Below are 16,993 nucleotides of genomic sequence, written 5' to 3' on the forward strand. Positions count from 1 at the left end.
CTCGCTGGTCGGGCGGTCCCGCGCGGGCGGGACCGGGGTGGGAGCGGGGGCGGGGTGGGAACGGCTTGAGCGGCGGGATCGCGGGGATCGCCGGGATCGCTGGGAGCGCTGGGAGCGGCGGGGCCGGGTCAGAGGCTGAGCTCGGGCACCTCGAGGCGGCGGCCCTCGCGGGCGGAGCGCAGCCCCAACTCGGCGAACTGCACGCCCTTCGCACCCTCCAGCAGGTCCCACCGGTACGGCGCGCCGGTCGCCACGTGCCGCAGGAACAGCTCCCACTGCACCTTGAAGCCGTTGTCGAACTCGTCGTTGTCCGGCACCTGCTGCCACTGCCCGCGGAACCGCTCGGTGGCCGGCAGGTCCGGGTTCCACACCGGCTTCGGCGTCGAACCACGGTGCTGGATGCGGCAGTTGCGCAGACCGGCGACCGCGCTGCCCTCGGTGCCGTCCACCTGGAACTCCACCAGCTCGTCCCGGTCGACCCGCACCGCCCAGGACGAGTTGATCTGCGCGACGATCCCGCCCTCCAGCTCGAACACCCCGTACGCGGCGTCGTCCGCCGTCGCCCGGTACGGCCGGCCCGACTCGTCCACCCGCTGCGGGACGTGGGTGGCGGTGTGCGCGTACACCGAGCGGACCGGGGCGATGATGCCGTCCAGCACGTACCGCCAGTGCGGGAACATGTCGAGGATCATGCCGCCGCCGTCCTCGGCCCGGTAGTTCCAGGACGGGCGCTGCGCGCTCTGCCAGTCGCCCTCGAACACCCAGTAGCCGAACTCGCCGCGCACCGACAGGATGCGGCCGAAGAAGCCGCCGTCGACCAGCCGCTTGAGCTTCAGCAGGCCCGGCAGGAACAGCTTGTCCTGCACCGCGCCGTTGCGGACCCCGGCCTCCCGGGCCAGCCGCGCCAACTCCAGTGCGCCCGCCAGCGATTCGGCGGTCGGCTTCTCCGTGTAGATGTGCTTGCCGGCGGCGATCGCCGCCTTGATCGACGCCTCCCGGGCCGGGGTGACCTGGGCGTCGAAGTAGATCTCCGCGAGCGGGTGGGCGAGCGCCTCGTCCAGCGAGGTGCTCCAGTGCTCCAGCCCGTGCCGGGCGGCCAGCGCCTCCAGCTTGGCGGCGCTGCGCCCGACCAGGATCGGCTCGGGCCACAGCACCTCGCCGTCGCCGAGCGGCAGGCCGCCCTGTTCGCGGATGGCCAGGATCGAGCGCACCAGGTGCTGGCGGTAGCCCATCCGACCGGTGACGCCGTTCATGACGATGCCGATGACCTTGCGGGACATGGGGGTTCCTTGTCTGAGTGGTGACGAGGGGGCGGGGAGGGGGAAGAGGGGGTGACGGCGGAGGAGCCTCCGGGTCCGGACGGCCGGAAATCGCTCTCCGAACCGGCTTCCGACCGGGGCGGGACGTGGCGTCCGGGAGGTTCGGAGGCAAGATGGAAAGCGCTTTCCGGGATGGCCCTCAGAGGTGCTGGAAAGCGCTTTCCAAGCACTGAGGCTAGGCGGCCGGATCGCCCCGGTCAAGGCGCTCCGGTCAGGCGGTAGCCTGTTCCCTCGGTCAGCGAGGGAACAGGGCGAGGGAACGAGGAGCACCCGTGGCAGTCACTCTCGGCGACGTGGCCCGGCACGCCGGGGTCTCGCTCGCCACCGCCTCCCGGGCCCTGAACGGCTCGGCCCGCTCGGTGACGGAGGAACTGTCGGCGCGGGTGCGGGCGAGCGCCGCCGCCCTCGGCTACCTCCCCAACGCCCCGGCCCAGGCGCTGGCCCGCTCCTCCGGCACGACGGTCGGTGTGCTGCTGCACGACGTCGCGGACCCGTACTTCGGCGGGATCGCCCGCGGCGTGGGCGACGCCGCCGCCCGGGACGGGCTGCTCACGCTGGTCACCAGCACGGACGGCGATCCCCGGCGGGAGTTGCAGACCATCCGGATGCTGCACGCGCACCGGGTACGGGCGATCGTGCTGGCCGGGTCGGCGTACAGCGACGTCACGGCGGTCCGCGAACTGGACGAGGCGCTGACCGCCTACGAGGCCCAGGGCGGCCGGGTGGTGGCGATCGGCGACCACGGCCCGCTGTACGACACCGTGCACGTCCACAACCGCGAGGGCGCCGCCTCGCTGACGTACGCGCTGGCCCAGCTGGGGCACCGCCGCTTCGCGGTGATCACCGGGCCGTGGCGGCTGCGGGTCTCCGCCGACCGGCTGGAGGGCGTGCTGGAGGCGCTGGGCGAGGCGGGCCTCACGCTGCCCGAAGGGATGGTCCAGCACACGGAGTTCACCCGCGAGGGCGGGAAGGCGGCCATGGCGCGCATCCTGGACACCGCCCGGGAGCACGGCACCCCCGGCCCCACGGCGGTGATCGCCCTCTCCGACATCTGCGCCGCCGGGGCGCTCGCCGAACTGCGCGACCGGGACATCCCCGTCCCGGCCGGGATCTCGGTGGCCGGCTTCGACGACATCCCCCTGGCGACCGACCTGGCCCCGGCCCTCAGCACCGTCCGACTGCCGCTCACCGCGATGGGCGAGTCCGCCGTCCGGCTCGCCCTCCGCGAGCGCGGCGCGACCGCCCAGCGGAGCGAGGTCTTCGCCGAGGTGGTGCTGCGCGACAGCACTGCGGCCCCGGCGAGGGACTGAGGCCCTGGCAGCCGCCGCCGGTGGCGGTGGCGGTGGCGGTGGTGGTCGGCGGGAGCCGGGTTCGGCGGCGGCCCGGCCGTCCCGTGGGTTCGGGGCGGGGTGCGTCCGCCCGGCGGGAGGGTCGGGGCGATCGGTGGCCTGGGGCGCGGCAGCCCGGAGGTCGGATGCCCGCCCCGCTGAGTTCGCCGCCGTGTCGGCGGCCGTCCTGCTCCGTCCGTGCGGGAAGAGCGCTCTCGTCCGGGTCCGTTCCGTCCGGGTCCGTTCCGGCCGGGGCCGGGGCTGCGTGCTCTCGGATCCGTGGACGGCGCCGCCGTGCCCGGTGGTCGGCGGGAGCCGGGTTCGGCGGCGGCCCGGCCGTCCCGTGCGTTCGGGGGTGGGTCCGCCCGGGGGCGGTGGTTGGGGGCGGGCGGTTCTCGCTCGGGCCCCGGTACCGGTCGGGGCGGTTCGGACGGTCGGTCGGCGGGGTCAGGGGTGCGGCCGGGTGGCCAGGTAGGCGAGCCAGTCGCCGTGGTGGGTGATGTCGGGGCCGGTGGCCGCGGTGTGCGGGTCGCACTGGAAGCCCAGGACCCAGGTGGCGTCGTCGAGTTGGATGCGGCCCAGGGACATCGGGGCGGGGAGGTCGGCGAGGAAGCGGCCCAGGGCGGCGGGGGAGAGGGTCCACCGTTCGCCGGTGACCGTGCCGCCCCCGTCCGGGCCGACGTGGACCAGGCCGGGTTTGGGGGGTGTGGTGGGGAGGGCGGTCAGGCGGTAGGCGGGGGCGGTGCGGACGGGGCCCGCGTAGCGGGCGCCGGGGTCGGTGAGGTGGTGGTTGAGGGGCTGGCCGCGGCGGTGGGCGCCGAGCACGACCAGGTCGATGCCGGTGTCGGGAAGGGGGGTCGGGAGGTCCTCGCCGGTGAGGCGGGCGGCCAGGTCGAGGCCGACCTGGTCGTCGAAGGCGCGGGTGAGGACGCTGACGCCGAACGGGCTGCCGTCCGCCTCGCCGGCCGGGACGGCGACGGCGGCCAGGTCGAGCAGGTTGACGAAGTTGGTGTAGGTGCCGAGCCGGGAGTTGACGCCGACGGGGTCGGCCCGGACGGCGGCGAGGGTGGGGTGCTCGGTGGTGGTGGGCAGCAGGAGCGCGTCGAAGCCGGCCAGCAGGCGGGCGGCGTCGGCCCGGTGGCGGTCGAGGCGTTCCTGGTCGGCGGCGAGGGCGTGGGCGGGCAGGTCGGCCGCGGCGAGGACGATGGCGGCGACGGTGGGGTCGGCGCCCTCCGGGTCGCGGGCGAGGAACTCCCCGACGGCCGCGTACCGTTCGGCGACCAGGGCGCCGTCGTAGAGCAGCCGGGCCGCCGCCAGCAGGGGCGAGACGTCGACGGCGGCGGTCTCCGCGCCGGTCTCCCGCAGGCGGGCGGCGGCCGCGTGGAAGGCGGCCCGGGCCTGCTCGGACAGCGGCGCGAGGTCCTGCTCGCGGGGCAGCGCCACCCGGGGCCGCTCCGGTGCCGCCAGCCGGACGGCGTCGGGCCAGGCGCGGCTGCGCGGGTCGGCCGGGTCGGGGCCGGTCAGCACGGCCAGCGCGGGCAGCGCCTCGGCCAGGGTGCGGGCGAAGACGGTGACGGCGTCGTAGGGGCGGGCGGCGGGGACGACCCCGGTGGTGGGGACCAGGCCGAGGGTCGGTTTGACGCCGACGATGCCGTTGAACGCGGCGGGCACCCGGCCCGAGCCCGCGGTGTCGGTGCCGAGCGCGAAGTCCGCGATGCCGAGCGCGACGGCGACCGCGGAGCCGGAGCTGGAGCCGCCGGAGACCTTCTCCGGGTGGTGGGCCGCGCGCACCGCGCCGTACGGGCTGCGGGTGCCGACCAGCCCGGTGGCGAACTGGTCCATGTTGGTCTTGCCGAGCACGATCGCGCCTGCGGCGGCCAGCCGCCGCACGGCGGTGGCGGACACCTCCGGGTGCCGGGCGTAGCCGGGGCAGGCGGCGGTGGTGGGCAGGCCCGCGACGTCGATGTTGTCCTTGACGGCGTACAACAGGCCCCGCAGCGGCAGGAGTTCACCGGCCGCCGCGCGGGCGTCGAGGGCGCGGGCCTCGGCCGCGACCTCCTCCCGGGGGCGCAGGGTGATCCAGACCTCCGGCCGGTCGGCCTCCGCGATGCGCCGGTAGGCGGCGGCGACGCGCTCCTCGGCCGTGGCGGCCGTGGCGGCCGTGGCGGCCGTGACGGTCCCGGCGGTCCCGGCGGTCCCGGGGGCGGGGGCGGCGGGGGCGGCGCTCTCGGGGGTGGTGCGGTTCACGCTGCTTCCTCTCGCAGGACGACGGTCAACGGGGTGCCGGCGTCGATCTGCTGGCCGGGGGCGACCAGCACGTCGGCGACGACGCCGGCCGACGGGGCGCGGACGACGACCTCCATCTTCATGGCCTCCAGCACGATCAGCGGCTGCCCCGCCGCGACCCGGGTGCCGGGCGCGGCGGCCACCTTCCACACGCTGGAGCTGAGCGGCGCCTCCACCAGCCCGGCGCCGGGCGGCAGCGCGCGGGGCGCCGCCGCCGGGGCCGGGACGGGCTCGGGCCGGTCGGCGAGTTCGCCCGCGGCCTCCCAGGCCCGCCGCTCGGCGGCGAAGGCGGCGGACTGGCGGGCCCGGAAGGCGGCGATGCCGTCGGCGTTCTCGGCCAGGAAGCGTTCGTGCGCGGCCAGCGAGAAGGTGCCGGGGCGGATGTCGAGCGCGCGGCGGCCGGCGGCCAGGTCCGCCCGGACGTCGAGGAGTTCGGCCGGGGAGACGGGGTGCCAGACGATCCGGTCGAAGAAGCGCAGCAGCCAGGGGATGCCGTCCGCGAAGGACCGGCCGGGGCGCAGGCCGCCCCAGATCGGGACGGTGCGGCCGATCAGCTGGTAGCCGCCGGGGCTCTCCATGCCGTAGACGCACAGGTAGGAGCCGCCGATGCCGACGCCGGCCTCGGCGGTCCAGGTGCGGGCCGGGTTGTACTTGGTGGTGACCAGGCGGTGGCGGGGGTCGAGCGGGGTGGCGGCGGGGGCGCCCAGGTAGACGTCGCCGAGGCCGAGCACCAGGTACCGGGCGTCGAAGACGGTCCGGCGGACGTCGTCGACCGAGTCGAGGCCGTTGATCCGGCGGATGAACTCGATGTTGGACGGGTTCCACGGGGCGTCGTCGCGCACCGAGGTGCGGTAGCGGGAGATCGCCTCGTCCACCGTGGGGTCGTCCCAGGACAGCGGCAGGTGGACCTCCCGGCTGGGCACGGTGAGGTCGTGCGCGGCGGGGAGCCGGTCCTCGGCCTCCTGGAGCAGGCCGAGCAGGGTGCGCAGCGGGAGCGCGTCGGGGTCGGTGTGCAGGTGCAGCGAGCGGACGCCGGGGGTGATGTCGACCAGGCCGCGGGGCCGGTGCGCGGCGAGGTGCCCGGCCAGGGCGTGCACCCGCATCCGCAGGGCCAGGTCGAGGGCCATCGGGCCGTACTCGACCAGGATGTTGTCGTCGGCGCCGCGCCGGTAGACCACCTCGGGCGCGGTGTCGGTGGCGGGGCGGCGGGCGAGGACGCCGTCGTCGGGGTCGGGGCCGTCGGCGGGCAGGGTGCGCGGGGCGGGGGAGCGGCGCAGCTCGGCGGCGCGGGCCTCGGTGACGGGGACGAAGCGGACGGTGTCGCCGGGGCGCAGCTGTCCGGCCTTCCAGCGCTCGCCGGCCACCACGGTGAACGGGCAGGCGAAGCCGCCGAGGCTGGGGCCGTCGGGGCCGAGGATGGCGGGGGTGTCGCCGGTGAGGTTGACGGCGCCGACGGAGTACGCGGTGTCGTGGACGTTGGAGGGGTGCAGTCCGGCCTCGCCGCCGTCGGGCCGGGCCCACTCGGGGCGGGGGCCGATCAGCCGCACGCCGGTGCGGGCGGACTGGGCGGAGACCTTCCAGTCGGCGCCGTACACCGTCCGCAGGCCGGCCCGGGTGAGGAAGTCCGGTGCGGGGTGCGGGCCTTCGGAGACCGCGAGCCGCCAGCGGGTGGTGAAGTGCGGGCGCCGGGCGGCGGGGACGGCGGCGGGCGCGGGCGCGGCGGGCGCGGGGTCGGCCGGGCGCAGCACGTCGCCGGTGCGCAGGGCCCGTCCGGCGTGGCCGCCGAAGCCGCCCAGGGTGAAGGTGGCGGTGCTGCCGAGGTAGGCGGGCAGGTCGAGGCCGCCGCGCACCAGCACGTACGTCCGCATGCCGGGCCCGGCGGAGGTGCCGACCTCCAGCAGGGCGCCGGCGGGCAGGTCGAGCGGCTCCCACTGGGCGGCGGGGGCGCCGTCGACCGTGACCGGGGCCGGGGCGCCGGTGACGCAGACGACGGCGGGCCGGGAGAAGCGCAGGGCCGGGCCCTCCAGGGTGCACTCCAGGCCGGGGGCGCCCTGCGGGTTGCCGACGGCGGTGTTGCCGAGCCGGAAGGAGAGGTCGTCCATCGGACCGCCGGGCGGTATGCCGACGTCCCAGTGGCCGGTGCGGCCGGGCCAGTCCTGCACGGTGGTGAGGGTGCCGCCGCGGACCACGTCGATCCGCGGGCGCGGGTCGGTGACGCCGGCCAGGGTGGCGGTGGTGTGCCGGGCCGCCAGCACCTCGGGGGTGCGGCAGGCGGCGCGCAGCAGACCGAGGTTGGTCTCGACGCCGTCGATCCGGGTGGCTTCCAGGGCCTCGGCCAGCCGGGCGAACGCCTCGGCGCGGTCGCGGCCGGTGGCGATCACCTTGGCGAGCATCGGGTCGTAGGCGGGCGAGACCTCCTGGCCGGTCTCCACCCAGCCGTCCACCCGCACCCCGGCGCCGGGAGCACCGCCGGTGGCGCCGTCGGGAGCACCGCCGGGGAGTTCGACCCGGGTGAGCAGGCCGGAGCTGGGCCGGTGGTCCTGGCCCGGGTCCTCGGCGTAGAGCCGGGCCTCGACGGCGTGCCCGCGGACGGGCGGGCCGTCGGGGCCGACGCCGGCCAGCAGGTCCCGCTCGCCGCGGGCCAGCCGCAGCATCCAGCCGACCAGGTCGACGCCGGTGATCTGCTCGGTGACCGGGTGCTCCACCTGGAGGCGGGTGTTGACCTCCAGGAAGGCGGCCTCCTCGCGTTCGGCGTCGTAGACGAACTCCACGGTGCCGGCCGAGCGGTAGCCGACCGAGGCGCACAACTCCCGCGCGCTGCGGTGCAGTTGCTCGCGCAGTGCGGCCGGGAGGCCGGGGGCCGGGGCCTCCTCCAGGACCTTCTGGTGGCGGCGCTGCAACGAGCAGTCCCGGTCGCCCAGGCTGACGACCCGTCCGGTGCCGTCGCCGAAGACCTGCACCTCGACGTGCCGGGCCCGGGCGACGTACCGCTCCAGGAAGACCCCGCCGTCGCCGAAGTTGCCCCGGGCCAGCCGGGTGACCTGGTCGTGGGCGGCCCGCAGTTCGTCCGGCCCGGCGCAGGCCCGCATGCCGATGCCGCCCCCGCCGCCGGTGGCCTTGAGCATCACCGGGTAGCCGATCTCCTCGGCCGCGCGCAGCGCCTCCTCCGGTCCGGCCAGCAGCCCGGTGCCGGCCAGCAGCGGAACCCCGGCGGCCTCGGCCGCCGCGCGGGCGGTGTGCTTGGCGCCGAAGACCTCCAGCTGGCGGGGGGTGGGGCCGACGAAGACCAGGCCGGCGGCCTCCGCGGCAGCGGCGAACGCCGCGTTCTCGGACAGGAAGCCGTACCCGGGGTGGACCGCCCCGGCGCCCGTCGCGCGGGCCGCGGCCAGCACCAGGTCGGCCCGCAGGTAGCTCTCGGCGGCGGGCGCCGGGCCCAGCCGGACGGCCTCGTCGGCCATCCGGACGTGCGGGGCGGTGCGGTCGGCGTCGGAGTACACGGCGACGGTCCGCAGACCGAGCGCGGACGCGGAGCGGATGACGCGGCAGGCGATCTCGCCGCGGTTGGCGACGAGCAGGGTGTCGAACACGACGGCGGCTCCTCAGGGGCGGGCCGGACGGGGCCGGGCGGGGTCGGGCGGGCCGGTACGGGGCGGGCCGGTCCGCCCCGTACCGGTGGCGGAGCGGGTTACGCGGTGGCGGACGCGGCGGGCGTGACGGGTGCGGCGGGCGCGGCGGGCAGCACGTGGTCGCCGACCCGGTCGGTGCTCAGGCACAGCGAGCAGACGATGGCGTCGTGGGTGGCGCAGGCGGCCAGGTCGGGGCGCTCGTACGGCTGGTGGCAGACGTGGCAGACCAGGGTGGCCGCGCTCGGGTTGCCCTCGTCGTCCAGCAGCGGCTCGGCCAGGCCGTCGTCGGTGCGGCGCAGGTAGTACCGGCCCCGGGTGAGGACGGCCATCAGCGGGGTGAGGACGAAGGCGATCAGGGCGGCGGCCACCGGGGAGTACGGCTGGAGGGTGTCGCCCAGGGCGTGGAAGTACAGCGCGATGGACAGGCCCGAGGCGGCGGTGAAGGCGACCACGCCGACCGGGTTGACGGCGTACAGCATGCCGCGGCGGAACTCCGGTCGCAGCGGGGAGATCCGCAGCAGGTGCTTGTTGACGCCGATGTCGGTCGCGACGGTGACCACCCAGGCGATCGCGCAGTTCGAGTAGAAGCCCAGGACCCCGTTGAGGAAGCTGAACATGTCGGCCTCCATCAGGACGAGCGCGATGCCCAGGTTGACCAGGACGAAGACCATCCGCCCGGGGTAGCGCCGGGTGACCCGGGTGAAGGAGTTCGTCCAGGCGAGCGAGCCGGAGTAGGCGTTCGTCACGTTGATCTTGATCTGGCTGATCACCACCAGCACCACCGCCAGCGGGACGACCAGCCAGGACGGCAGCATCGCGTCGAAGGCGCCCTTGAACTGCCGGATCGGCTCGGGCGCGAGGCCGGGCCCGACCGCCGAGAGGATGTGCACGGCGAGGAAGACCCCGATCGCCTGCTTCAGCGCGCCGACCACCACCCAGCCCGGGCCGGCCAGCACCACCGCCGTCCACCACCCGCGCCGGTTGGCCGCCGTCCGGGGCGGCATGAAGCGCAGGTAGTCGATCTGCTCGCCGATCTGCGCGATCAGCGACAGGCAGACCCCGGCGCCCAGCAGCACCGAGGCGGTGTTGACCCCGCCCGCGCCGTCGGTGCCCGGGTAGGACAGGAAGCGGTGCACGCTGCCCGGGTCGGTGGAGATCAGGTACACCAGCGGGGAGACCATCAGCACCAGCCAGACCGGGGTGGTCCACACCTGGAGCCGGCTGAGCGCCTTCATGCCGTAGACCACCAGCGGGATCACCATCAGGGTGGAGACCAGGTAGCCCAGCCAGAGCGGCAGACCGAGGCCCAGCTTGAGGCCCTGGGCCATGATCGAGCCCTCGAGGGCGAAGAAGATGAAGGTGAAGCTGGCGAAGATGACGCTGGTCAGCACCGAGCCGTAGTAGCCGAAGCCGGAGCCGCGGGTGATCAGGTCCAGGTCGATGTTGTAGCGGGCGCCGTAGTACGCCAGCGGGTAGCCGGTGACGAAGATGACCACGGCGGCCACGGCGATCGCCACCAGCGCGTTGCCGGTGCCGTGGGCCAGGCCGATGCCGGCGCCGATCGAGAAGTCGGCCAGGTAGGCGATGCCGCCGAGGGCGGTGGTGGCCACCACCATCGGGGTCCAGCGGCGGTAACTGCGCGGCGCGAAGCGGAGGGTGTAGTCCTCCAGGGTCTCCTTCACCGCCTGCCCGGTGCCCGGTGCCGCCGACTGCGGGGGGCCGGGCTCGGCGGCTTTCACCAGGCGTGGCTCGACGTTCATGCGGTGCCTCCTTGCCGTGCGGAAGAGCGGAAGGGTGCGCGGGTACGCAGGTATGCGGGTGCGGGTGCGGGTGCGGGTGCGGGTGCGCGGGCATGCGGGTGCGCGGGACGGCGTGCGAAGGGGGCACGCGGCGGCGACGGGCGGTGCGCGGGCGGAGCGGCCGGACGGGGCGGACGGGGCGGACCCGGGGTCAGACCCGGTCCGCGTGCAGGGCCATCTGCGTCAGGGCACGCCGGGCGCGCTCCAGGACGACGTCCATGGAGGCCCCGACGTGGCTGTGCAGGGCGCGGTACGCCTCGTCCAGACGGCCGTCCCGGACGTGCTCCATGATCTCGATGTGCTCGGTGACGGTGGAGTCCACCCGGTCCCGGGTGAGGAAGTCGTACATCCGGACCCGGCGGATCCGCCGGTTGACCGCGACCAGCGCCTCGGTGAGCGCGGGGTTGCCCGCGGCCCGGGACAGCGCGGTGTGGAACTCCTCGTCCAGCACGACGAACCGGGGGTCCGGCTCGGGGGGCGCCTCCCGGATCGCGTACCAGCGCCGCAGCTCCGCCTCGACCACCGCCGGGTCGTGCCGCAGCGAAGGGTCCTCCAACGCCCGTGCCACGCCGCGCAGTTCGAGCGTGACGCGGAGCTCGTACAGGTCCCGCAGCTGCGGGAGGTTCGGCACCACCGGGAAGTAGCCGCCGTCGCCGCGCTCGATCATCCCGTCCGACCGCAGCCGGGCCAGCGCCTCCCGCACCGGCGTCCGGGAGACCCCGAACCGGGCCGCCAGCCGCTCCTCGGTCAGCCGTTCGCGCAGCCCGATCCGACCGGACAGCAGCTCCTCGCTCAGCTCCGCGTGGACCCGCTCGCGGTGCGGGAGGCTCGGTGTGTCCGGGGATGTATACAGCGCTGTGTCCATGGCCGGAGACGCTAGGCAGCGGCCGTTTCCGCCGGACGCGCCCCGGGTGAAGGAGGCGTTTCGGAAGCCTCCCCGGGCAACGGCACGGTTAACGGCGCTGCTCACGGCCGGGCCTGACGGCCGCTCAGCCGCTCAGCCGTGCTCCCCGGCCCCGCCCCCGCCCCCGGCCCCGCCCCCGCCCCCGGCCCCGCCCCCGGCCCCGGTGCGGGCGGGGCCGAAGCCCTCGCTGGTGAGCAGGTAGAACGCGGGCACCAGCAGGAACACCCCCAGCGCGACCAGCGGGGCCAGCGCCGCGCCCAGCACGCCGGCCGCCGCGTAGAGGCCCACGCCGATCCACGACCGCAGGCTGCCGTGCCGCAGGTAGGACGGCTCCACCCCGGTGGCGAGCAGCTCCGGGCGGCGGCGCAGGCAGTGGTAGAGCACCACCCAGCTCAGGCACATCGCCGCGGCGACGCCCGCGTACAGGGCCACCGCCGTCCGGGCGTCCGCGCCGTCGAAGTCCTCCTGCAGCGCGCGGGAGAGCACCCCGGTGGGGAACGGCAGGGCCGCGGTGGTGAACAGCACCAGCAGGTTCGCGGCCTGCAGGCCGCGGTCGAGCGAGCGCACCCGGACGAACGCCTGGTGGTGGTTCAGCCAGATCACCGCCACGTAGCTGAACGAGGCCGCGTAGCCGACGTAGGCCGGCCACTGCTGGGCCAGCGCGTGCGCCAGACCCCCGCTGCGGTGCGGCGGGTCGGACAGGTCCAGCACCAGGATGGTCACGGCGATGGCGAACACCCCGTCGCTGAACGCCTCGGCCCGCGCGGTGTCCGACCGGGTGAAGCGCGTCCCGGCGCGCATCACCGGCCGCCGTCCGGCACGGGCACTCCCCGGGGGACCGCCACGAGGACCGCCACCAGGACCGACACGAGCGACTCCACCGGGGCCGTCACCTCACCTTCGTCCGCCACCGGCGCCGGGCCGGCGGTCCGTGCCGCCCGCGGGCACGGGCGGCGCGGCATCCGTTCCCGCTGTCGCCGCCCGCCCCGGCCGCCGGGGCCCGACGTCCTCCGACCGGCCCACCCGCGGCCGCCCGGTCAGGCCACTGCGCCGTCCGCGCCGCCCGCGCCGTGCGGGCTGAGCGCGGCGAGCCGGGCGAGCAGCAGGTCCAGCACGTCCGGGAAGGCGGAGCCGGCCATCTCGGGCAGGTGGTCCCGGACGGCGTGCAGGTGCGGGTACTCCGCGGCGGGGAGGTTGCCGTGGACGGAGCGCCAGGAGCGGTCCTGCTGGTCGCGCTGCTGCGCGGTGAGGGTGCGGACGTCGGCGTCGAGGGCGGCGTGGGCGAGGACGGTGTCGATGAAGGCGCGGTAGTGCCGCACCGCGTCGGCGGGGGAGAAGCCGGCCGCCAGCAGCAGGCCGATGCCGGTGTCGACCGCGCGGCACTCGGCCGGGCCGGCGGTGACCCGGGAGGCGCGGACGGCGGCCAGCCGCGGGTGGCGCAGCACCGAGCTGTGCACCCGCACCCCGAACTCGCGCAGGTCGGCCCGCCAGTCGGCGGTGGGGGCGAAGCCGTCGAGCGAGTCGCCGATCAGCCGGTCGGCGACCGCGAGCAGCAGGGCGTCGGTGTCGGCGAAGTAGCGGTAGACGGTGGACGGGTCGCAGCCGAGGGCGGTGCCGAGCCGGCGCACGGTCAGGGCGTTCCCGCCGGGCGCCTCGATCAGGTCGAGCGCCGCGGTGACGATCAGCTCCTCGGTGAGCACGGTGCCGTTGCGGGTGGGGCGCCTGCGGCGGCGTTCGGCGGGGATGCGCGTCGGTTCCGGCACGTCGGGGCTCCTGGGGCGGGATCGGCGGCGCTGCGGGGCGTCCGCTCTTACGACAACTTATTGACGTAACTATGGCAGGGTTGTTTCATCGGTGCACCCCCCTCCGCCCGCCCCGCGCCGCTCAGGCCCGGGCGGAGGGTCCCCCACGAGTCGAGGAGACCGACATGGCCGCTGGCATCCCCGCCAGGCCCCCCGCACCGGAGCTGCGGCGCACCCTGGGCGTGCGCGACGGCGTGGCGATCGCGGCGTCCAGCACAGCCGCCACCACCAGCATCGGCATCGGCATGGGCGCGCTCGCGGTGTACGCGGGCCGGCAGACCCCGGCGCTGCTGCTGGTCGCGTTCCTGCCGATCCTCGGCATCGCGCTCTCCTACGCCCGGCTCAACCGCACCGAGCCGAACTGCGGCAACGGCTACACCTGGGTCGGCCGCTCGGTCGGCGCCTGGCCGGGCTTCCTGACCGGCTGGGTGGTGCTGGTCGCCAACGTGGTCTTCATGGCCTACACCAGCGCGATCACCGGCTCGGTGGTGCTCCAGTTCGTCAACAAGGCCGGACTGCACCGCCTGCTCGGCGTCGGCCTCGACCCGGGCTCCACCGGGATCAGCACCGTGGTCGGCCTGGTCGCCCTGGTCGCCGTCACCGTCACCGCGGTGACCGGCGTGCGCTCCGCGACCCGCCTGCAGTGGGCGCTGCTCGCCTTCGAGTACACCGTGCTGCTGGTGTTCTGCACCTGGGCGATGCTCGCCGGGCACGAGTCGTTCTCCTGGAACTGGCTCGACCCGTTCGCCATCGACTCCTTCCGCTCCCTCGCCCAGGGCCTGGTGCTGGCGGTGTTCGTCTTCTGGGGCTGGGACGCCGCCTTCACCGTCAACGAGGAGACCAGGAACGCCTCCGACGCCTCCCGGGGCGGCCTGATCGCCCTGCTGGCGATGCTCGGCCTGCTGGTGTTCGCCGCGATCTCCTTCCAGCGCATCCTGGGCAACGACGAACTCGTCGCCCAGGGCCCGCAGGCCCTCACCTACCTCGGCGCGAAGCTCGCCCCCGAGCCGTGGGCCTCGCTCCCGCTGGCCGCGCTGATGTGCTCGGCGTTCGCCTCGCTCCAGTCCAGCGTCATCCCGACCGCGCGCGGCGCGCTCGCGATGGGCCGGGACCGGACCCTCGGCCGGCTGTGGACCAGAGTGCACCCCCGCTACGGCTCCCCGGCCGTCGGCACCCTGCTCATCATGGCGACGTCCGCCGCCGTGGCCGTCCTCGCCGTCGGCATCCCGAAGATCAACCTGATGATCCTCACCGCCGTGAACTCCATCGGCCTGATCGTCGCGCTCTACTACGGCCTGACCGCCCTGGCCTGCGCCGTCCGCTTCCGCGCCGACCTGCGCGCGGGCCTGTCGCCCGCCCTGCGCGGCGTCATCGTGCCCGGCCTCAGCGCCCTGGTGCTGTTCGGCCTCGGCGGGTACCTCGCCTACCAGTACGCCACCATGAGCGACCACTTCGAGGCCACCCCCGACAACGGCTGGTTCATGCTGCTGATCCCGGCGCTGATCGTCGGCTCCGGCCTGCTCGTCGCCGCCGTCGCCAAGTGGCGCCGCCGCTCCCCGTACTTCACCACCGGCCGGGGCACCGACGCCGACGCCATCGCCCTGCCCATGGACGCCACCGCCTGACCCGCCCGTCCGCCTTCTGCCCGTCCTCCGCCCGCCCTCCGTCCGTCCGCACCCCCGTCCTGGAGCCCGCATGCACGCCGCCACCGCCGACCTCGTGTTCACCGGAGGGCCGGTCCACACCGTCGACCCGGTCCGCCCGTACGCCACCTCGGTGGCGGTGCGCGGCGACCGCGTCCTCGCGGTCGGCCACGACGAGGTGCGCGACCTGGTCGGACCGGCCACCGAGGTCGTCGACCTGCGCGGCCGGCTGCTGATCCCGGGCTTCCAGGACGCCCACGTCCACCCCGTCGGCGCGGGCGTGGAGGCGGGCCAGTGCGACCTGTCCGGCGCCACCGGCCCGGCGGAGTGCGCCGCCCGGATCCGCGCCTACGCCGACGCCCACCCCGACCGCCCCTGGATCACCGGCGGCGGCTGGTCGATGGAGTCCTTCCCCGGCGGCACCCCCGACCGCCACCTGCTCGACACCCTGGTGCCGGACCGCCCGGTCTACCTGGTCAACCGCGACCACCACGGCGCCTGGACCAACACCCGGGCCCTCGAACTCGCCGGCCTCGACCGCCGCACCCCCGACCCCGCCGACGGCCGGATCGAACGCGAGGCCGACGGCACGCCCGGCGGGACGCTCCAGGAGGGCGCCATGCGCCTGGTTGCCGACCACGTCCCCGCGGTGACCGCCGACGAGCAGCTGGCCGGCCTGCTGCACGCCCAGGCCGTCCTGCACGGGTACGGCATCACCGCCTGGCAGGACGCCCTGCTCGGCACGCACGCCTCCACCCCCGACGCCGCGCCGGTCTACCGCCGCGCCGTGCGGGAGGGGCTGCTGACCGCCCGGGTCCGCGGCGCGCTGTGGTGGGAGCGGTCCGAGGGCCTCGGGCAACTGCCCGAACTCCTGCGCCGCCGGGAGGAGTTCACCCTCGGCGGGCTGAACGCCCACACCGTGAAGATCATGCAGGACGGCATCGCCGAGAACGGCACCGCCGCCCTGCTCGGCCCCTACCTGGACGCCTGCGGCTGCGCCTCCGGCAACTCCGGCCTCTCCTTCGTCGACCCCCGCGAACTCGCCGAGGCCGTCACCGCGCTGGACGCCGAGGGGTTCCAGGTCCACTTCCACGCCCTCGGCGACCGGGCCGTGCGCGAGGCGCTGGACGCCGTCGAGGCCGCCCTCCGGGCCAACGGCCGGCGCGACAACCGGCACCACCTGGCCCACCTCCAGGTGGTCGACCCGGCGGACGTCCCGCGCTTCCGCGCGCTCGGCGCCACCGCCAACGTCCAGGCCCTGTGGGCGGCCCACGAACCCCAGATGGACGAGCTCACCATCCCCTTCCTCGGCCGGGACCGGGCCGCCCGCCAGTACCCGTTCGCCGACCTCGTCCGCAGCGGCGCCACCCTCGCCGCCGGCAGCGACTGGCCGGTCTCCAGCCCCGACCCGATCGCCGCCCTGCACACCGCCGTCAACCGCCACCAGCCCGGCTCCGACCGCCCGGTCTTCCTCCCCGAGCAGCGCATCCCGCTGCACACCGCGCTCGCCGCCTACACCGCGGGCAGCGCCCACGTGAACCACCTCGACGACACCGGCACCATCACCCCCGGCAAGCTCGCCGACCTCGCCGTGCTCGACCGCGACGTCTTCGCCCGCCCCGCCGAGGAGATCGCGCTGGCCCGCGTCCTGGAGACCTTCGTCGGCGGCCGCCGGGTCCACCGCGCCCCCGACGCCTGACCCGGTGCGGCGACCGGCTCCGGGGGCCGGGCGTCAGGCGTGCGGGGCCCGCTCGGCGCCGACCCGGACCTCGCGCTGCCGGGCCGCCCACGCGCGCATCCGCTCCACGGACTCCGGGTCGTCGGCCGCGCCGGTGTCCAGCACCGTGGTCGCGCCGTCGCCGAGGTCGACGAACCGGTGCTCCATGGTGCCGGTGGCGACGATCGACAGCACGGCGAGGAGTTCCTCCTCCACCTCGCGGGTCAGGTGCGCCCGGTCCTCGGGGGCGAGGTCGAGGACGTGGTCCTCGGCGGGGGCGGCGAGGGAGGCCACCGCGGGGGCGAGGAGGCGGCCCAGCACCCGGAACTCGTCGGGGGACATCCGGGCCCGCAGGGTGTCGAGGTAGAGGCGGACCCGCTCGGCCCGGGTGGGGGTGGTGTCGTCGTGCACCAGGCCATCCTGCCAGCGCCCGCGTCCCGCTCCAGGCCCGGGGAGGAGAACGTTTCCGATCCGGGCGGTGAACCGTGCCGCTTCCCCGGGGTGCACCCCCTGACGCCGGGGGCGGGTCCGGGCGGGACGGCGGAGGGAGGGCCCGCCCGCCGCACCCG

The 16,993-nt window shown here is 75.9% G+C and carries 11 protein-coding genes; 3 read left to right on the forward strand and 8 right to left on the reverse strand.

Annotated elements, in window-relative coordinates; translation table 11 throughout:
* Positions 1-128: 128 nt before the first annotated feature.
* Positions 129-1,280: a Gfo/Idh/MocA family protein gene (locus ACIQVD_RS07725; protein ID WP_400678537.1), complete on the reverse strand. Its 1,152-nt coding sequence runs from the start codon at positions 1,278-1,280 to the stop codon at positions 129-131.
* A gap of 311 nt (positions 1,281-1,591) precedes the next feature.
* Between ACIQVD_RS07725 and ACIQVD_RS07730 the strand changes: the two genes are divergently transcribed.
* Complete coding sequence (locus tag ACIQVD_RS07730; RefSeq protein ID WP_402286750.1) at positions 1,592-2,629, forward strand: LacI family DNA-binding transcriptional regulator; 1,038 nt, start codon at positions 1,592-1,594, stop codon at positions 2,627-2,629.
* A gap of 465 nt (positions 2,630-3,094) precedes the next feature.
* Here ACIQVD_RS07730 and atzF read toward each other — a convergent pair whose 3' ends face one another.
* The 6 genes from atzF to ACIQVD_RS07760 all read right to left on the reverse strand — a co-directional run bounded on the left by atzF (position 3,095) and on the right by ACIQVD_RS07760 (position 13,025).
* Positions 3,095-4,894 carry an allophanate hydrolase gene (gene atzF, locus ACIQVD_RS07735; RefSeq protein ID WP_402286752.1) on the reverse strand — a complete coding sequence of 600 codons (1,800 nt, stop codon included), beginning with the start codon at positions 4,892-4,894 and terminating at the stop codon, positions 3,095-3,097.
* Positions 4,891-8,520, reverse strand: a complete 3,630-nt coding sequence (gene uca / locus ACIQVD_RS07740) for an urea carboxylase (protein WP_402286755.1) — start codon at positions 8,518-8,520, stop codon at positions 4,891-4,893. Before uca ends, atzF begins: the two co-directional genes overlap by 4 nt.
* A 98-nt stretch (positions 8,521-8,618) precedes the next feature.
* Positions 8,619-10,319 carry an allantoin permease gene (locus tag ACIQVD_RS07745; protein WP_402286758.1) on the reverse strand — a complete coding sequence of 567 codons (1,701 nt, stop codon included), beginning with the start codon at positions 10,317-10,319 and terminating at the stop codon, positions 8,619-8,621.
* Between the two features lie 190 nt (positions 10,320-10,509).
* Positions 10,510-11,223, reverse strand: coding sequence for a GntR family transcriptional regulator (locus ACIQVD_RS07750; RefSeq protein ID WP_400678544.1), 714 nt, complete (start codon positions 11,221-11,223; stop codon positions 10,510-10,512).
* Positions 11,224-11,355: 132 nt separating this feature from the next.
* Positions 11,356-12,063 (reverse strand): TMEM175 family protein, encoded by a 708-nt coding sequence (locus ACIQVD_RS07755; protein ID WP_402286762.1) that lies wholly within the window; start codon positions 12,061-12,063, stop codon positions 11,356-11,358.
* A 236-nt stretch (positions 12,064-12,299) separates the two neighbouring features.
* The gene (locus tag ACIQVD_RS07760; protein WP_402286765.1) at positions 12,300-13,025 is read right to left on the reverse strand and encodes a TetR/AcrR family transcriptional regulator; all 726 of its coding nucleotides are present in this window, start codon (positions 13,023-13,025) and stop codon (positions 12,300-12,302) included.
* Positions 13,026-13,189: 164 nt separating this feature from the next.
* Between ACIQVD_RS07760 and ACIQVD_RS07765 the strand changes: the two genes are divergently transcribed.
* Both ACIQVD_RS07765 and ACIQVD_RS07770 read left to right on the forward strand, forming a co-directional pair.
* Positions 13,190-14,689: an APC family permease gene (locus ACIQVD_RS07765; RefSeq protein WP_402286768.1), complete on the forward strand. Its 1,500-nt coding sequence runs from the start codon at positions 13,190-13,192 to the stop codon at positions 14,687-14,689.
* 70 nt (positions 14,690-14,759) lie between these two features.
* Positions 14,760-16,406, forward strand: coding sequence for an amidohydrolase (locus ACIQVD_RS07770; protein ID WP_402286771.1), 1,647 nt, complete (start codon positions 14,760-14,762; stop codon positions 16,404-16,406).
* Between the two features lie 33 nt (positions 16,407-16,439).
* Here ACIQVD_RS07770 and ACIQVD_RS07775 read toward each other — a convergent pair whose 3' ends face one another.
* Positions 16,440-16,835 (reverse strand): hypothetical protein, encoded by a 396-nt coding sequence (locus ACIQVD_RS07775; protein ID WP_402286773.1) that lies wholly within the window; start codon positions 16,833-16,835, stop codon positions 16,440-16,442.
* Positions 16,836-16,993 lie beyond the last annotated feature (158 nt).

The organism is Kitasatospora sp. NPDC090308, from assembly GCF_044769485.1.
Classification (GTDB): domain Bacteria; phylum Actinomycetota; class Actinomycetes; order Streptomycetales; family Streptomycetaceae; genus Kitasatospora; species Kitasatospora fiedleri.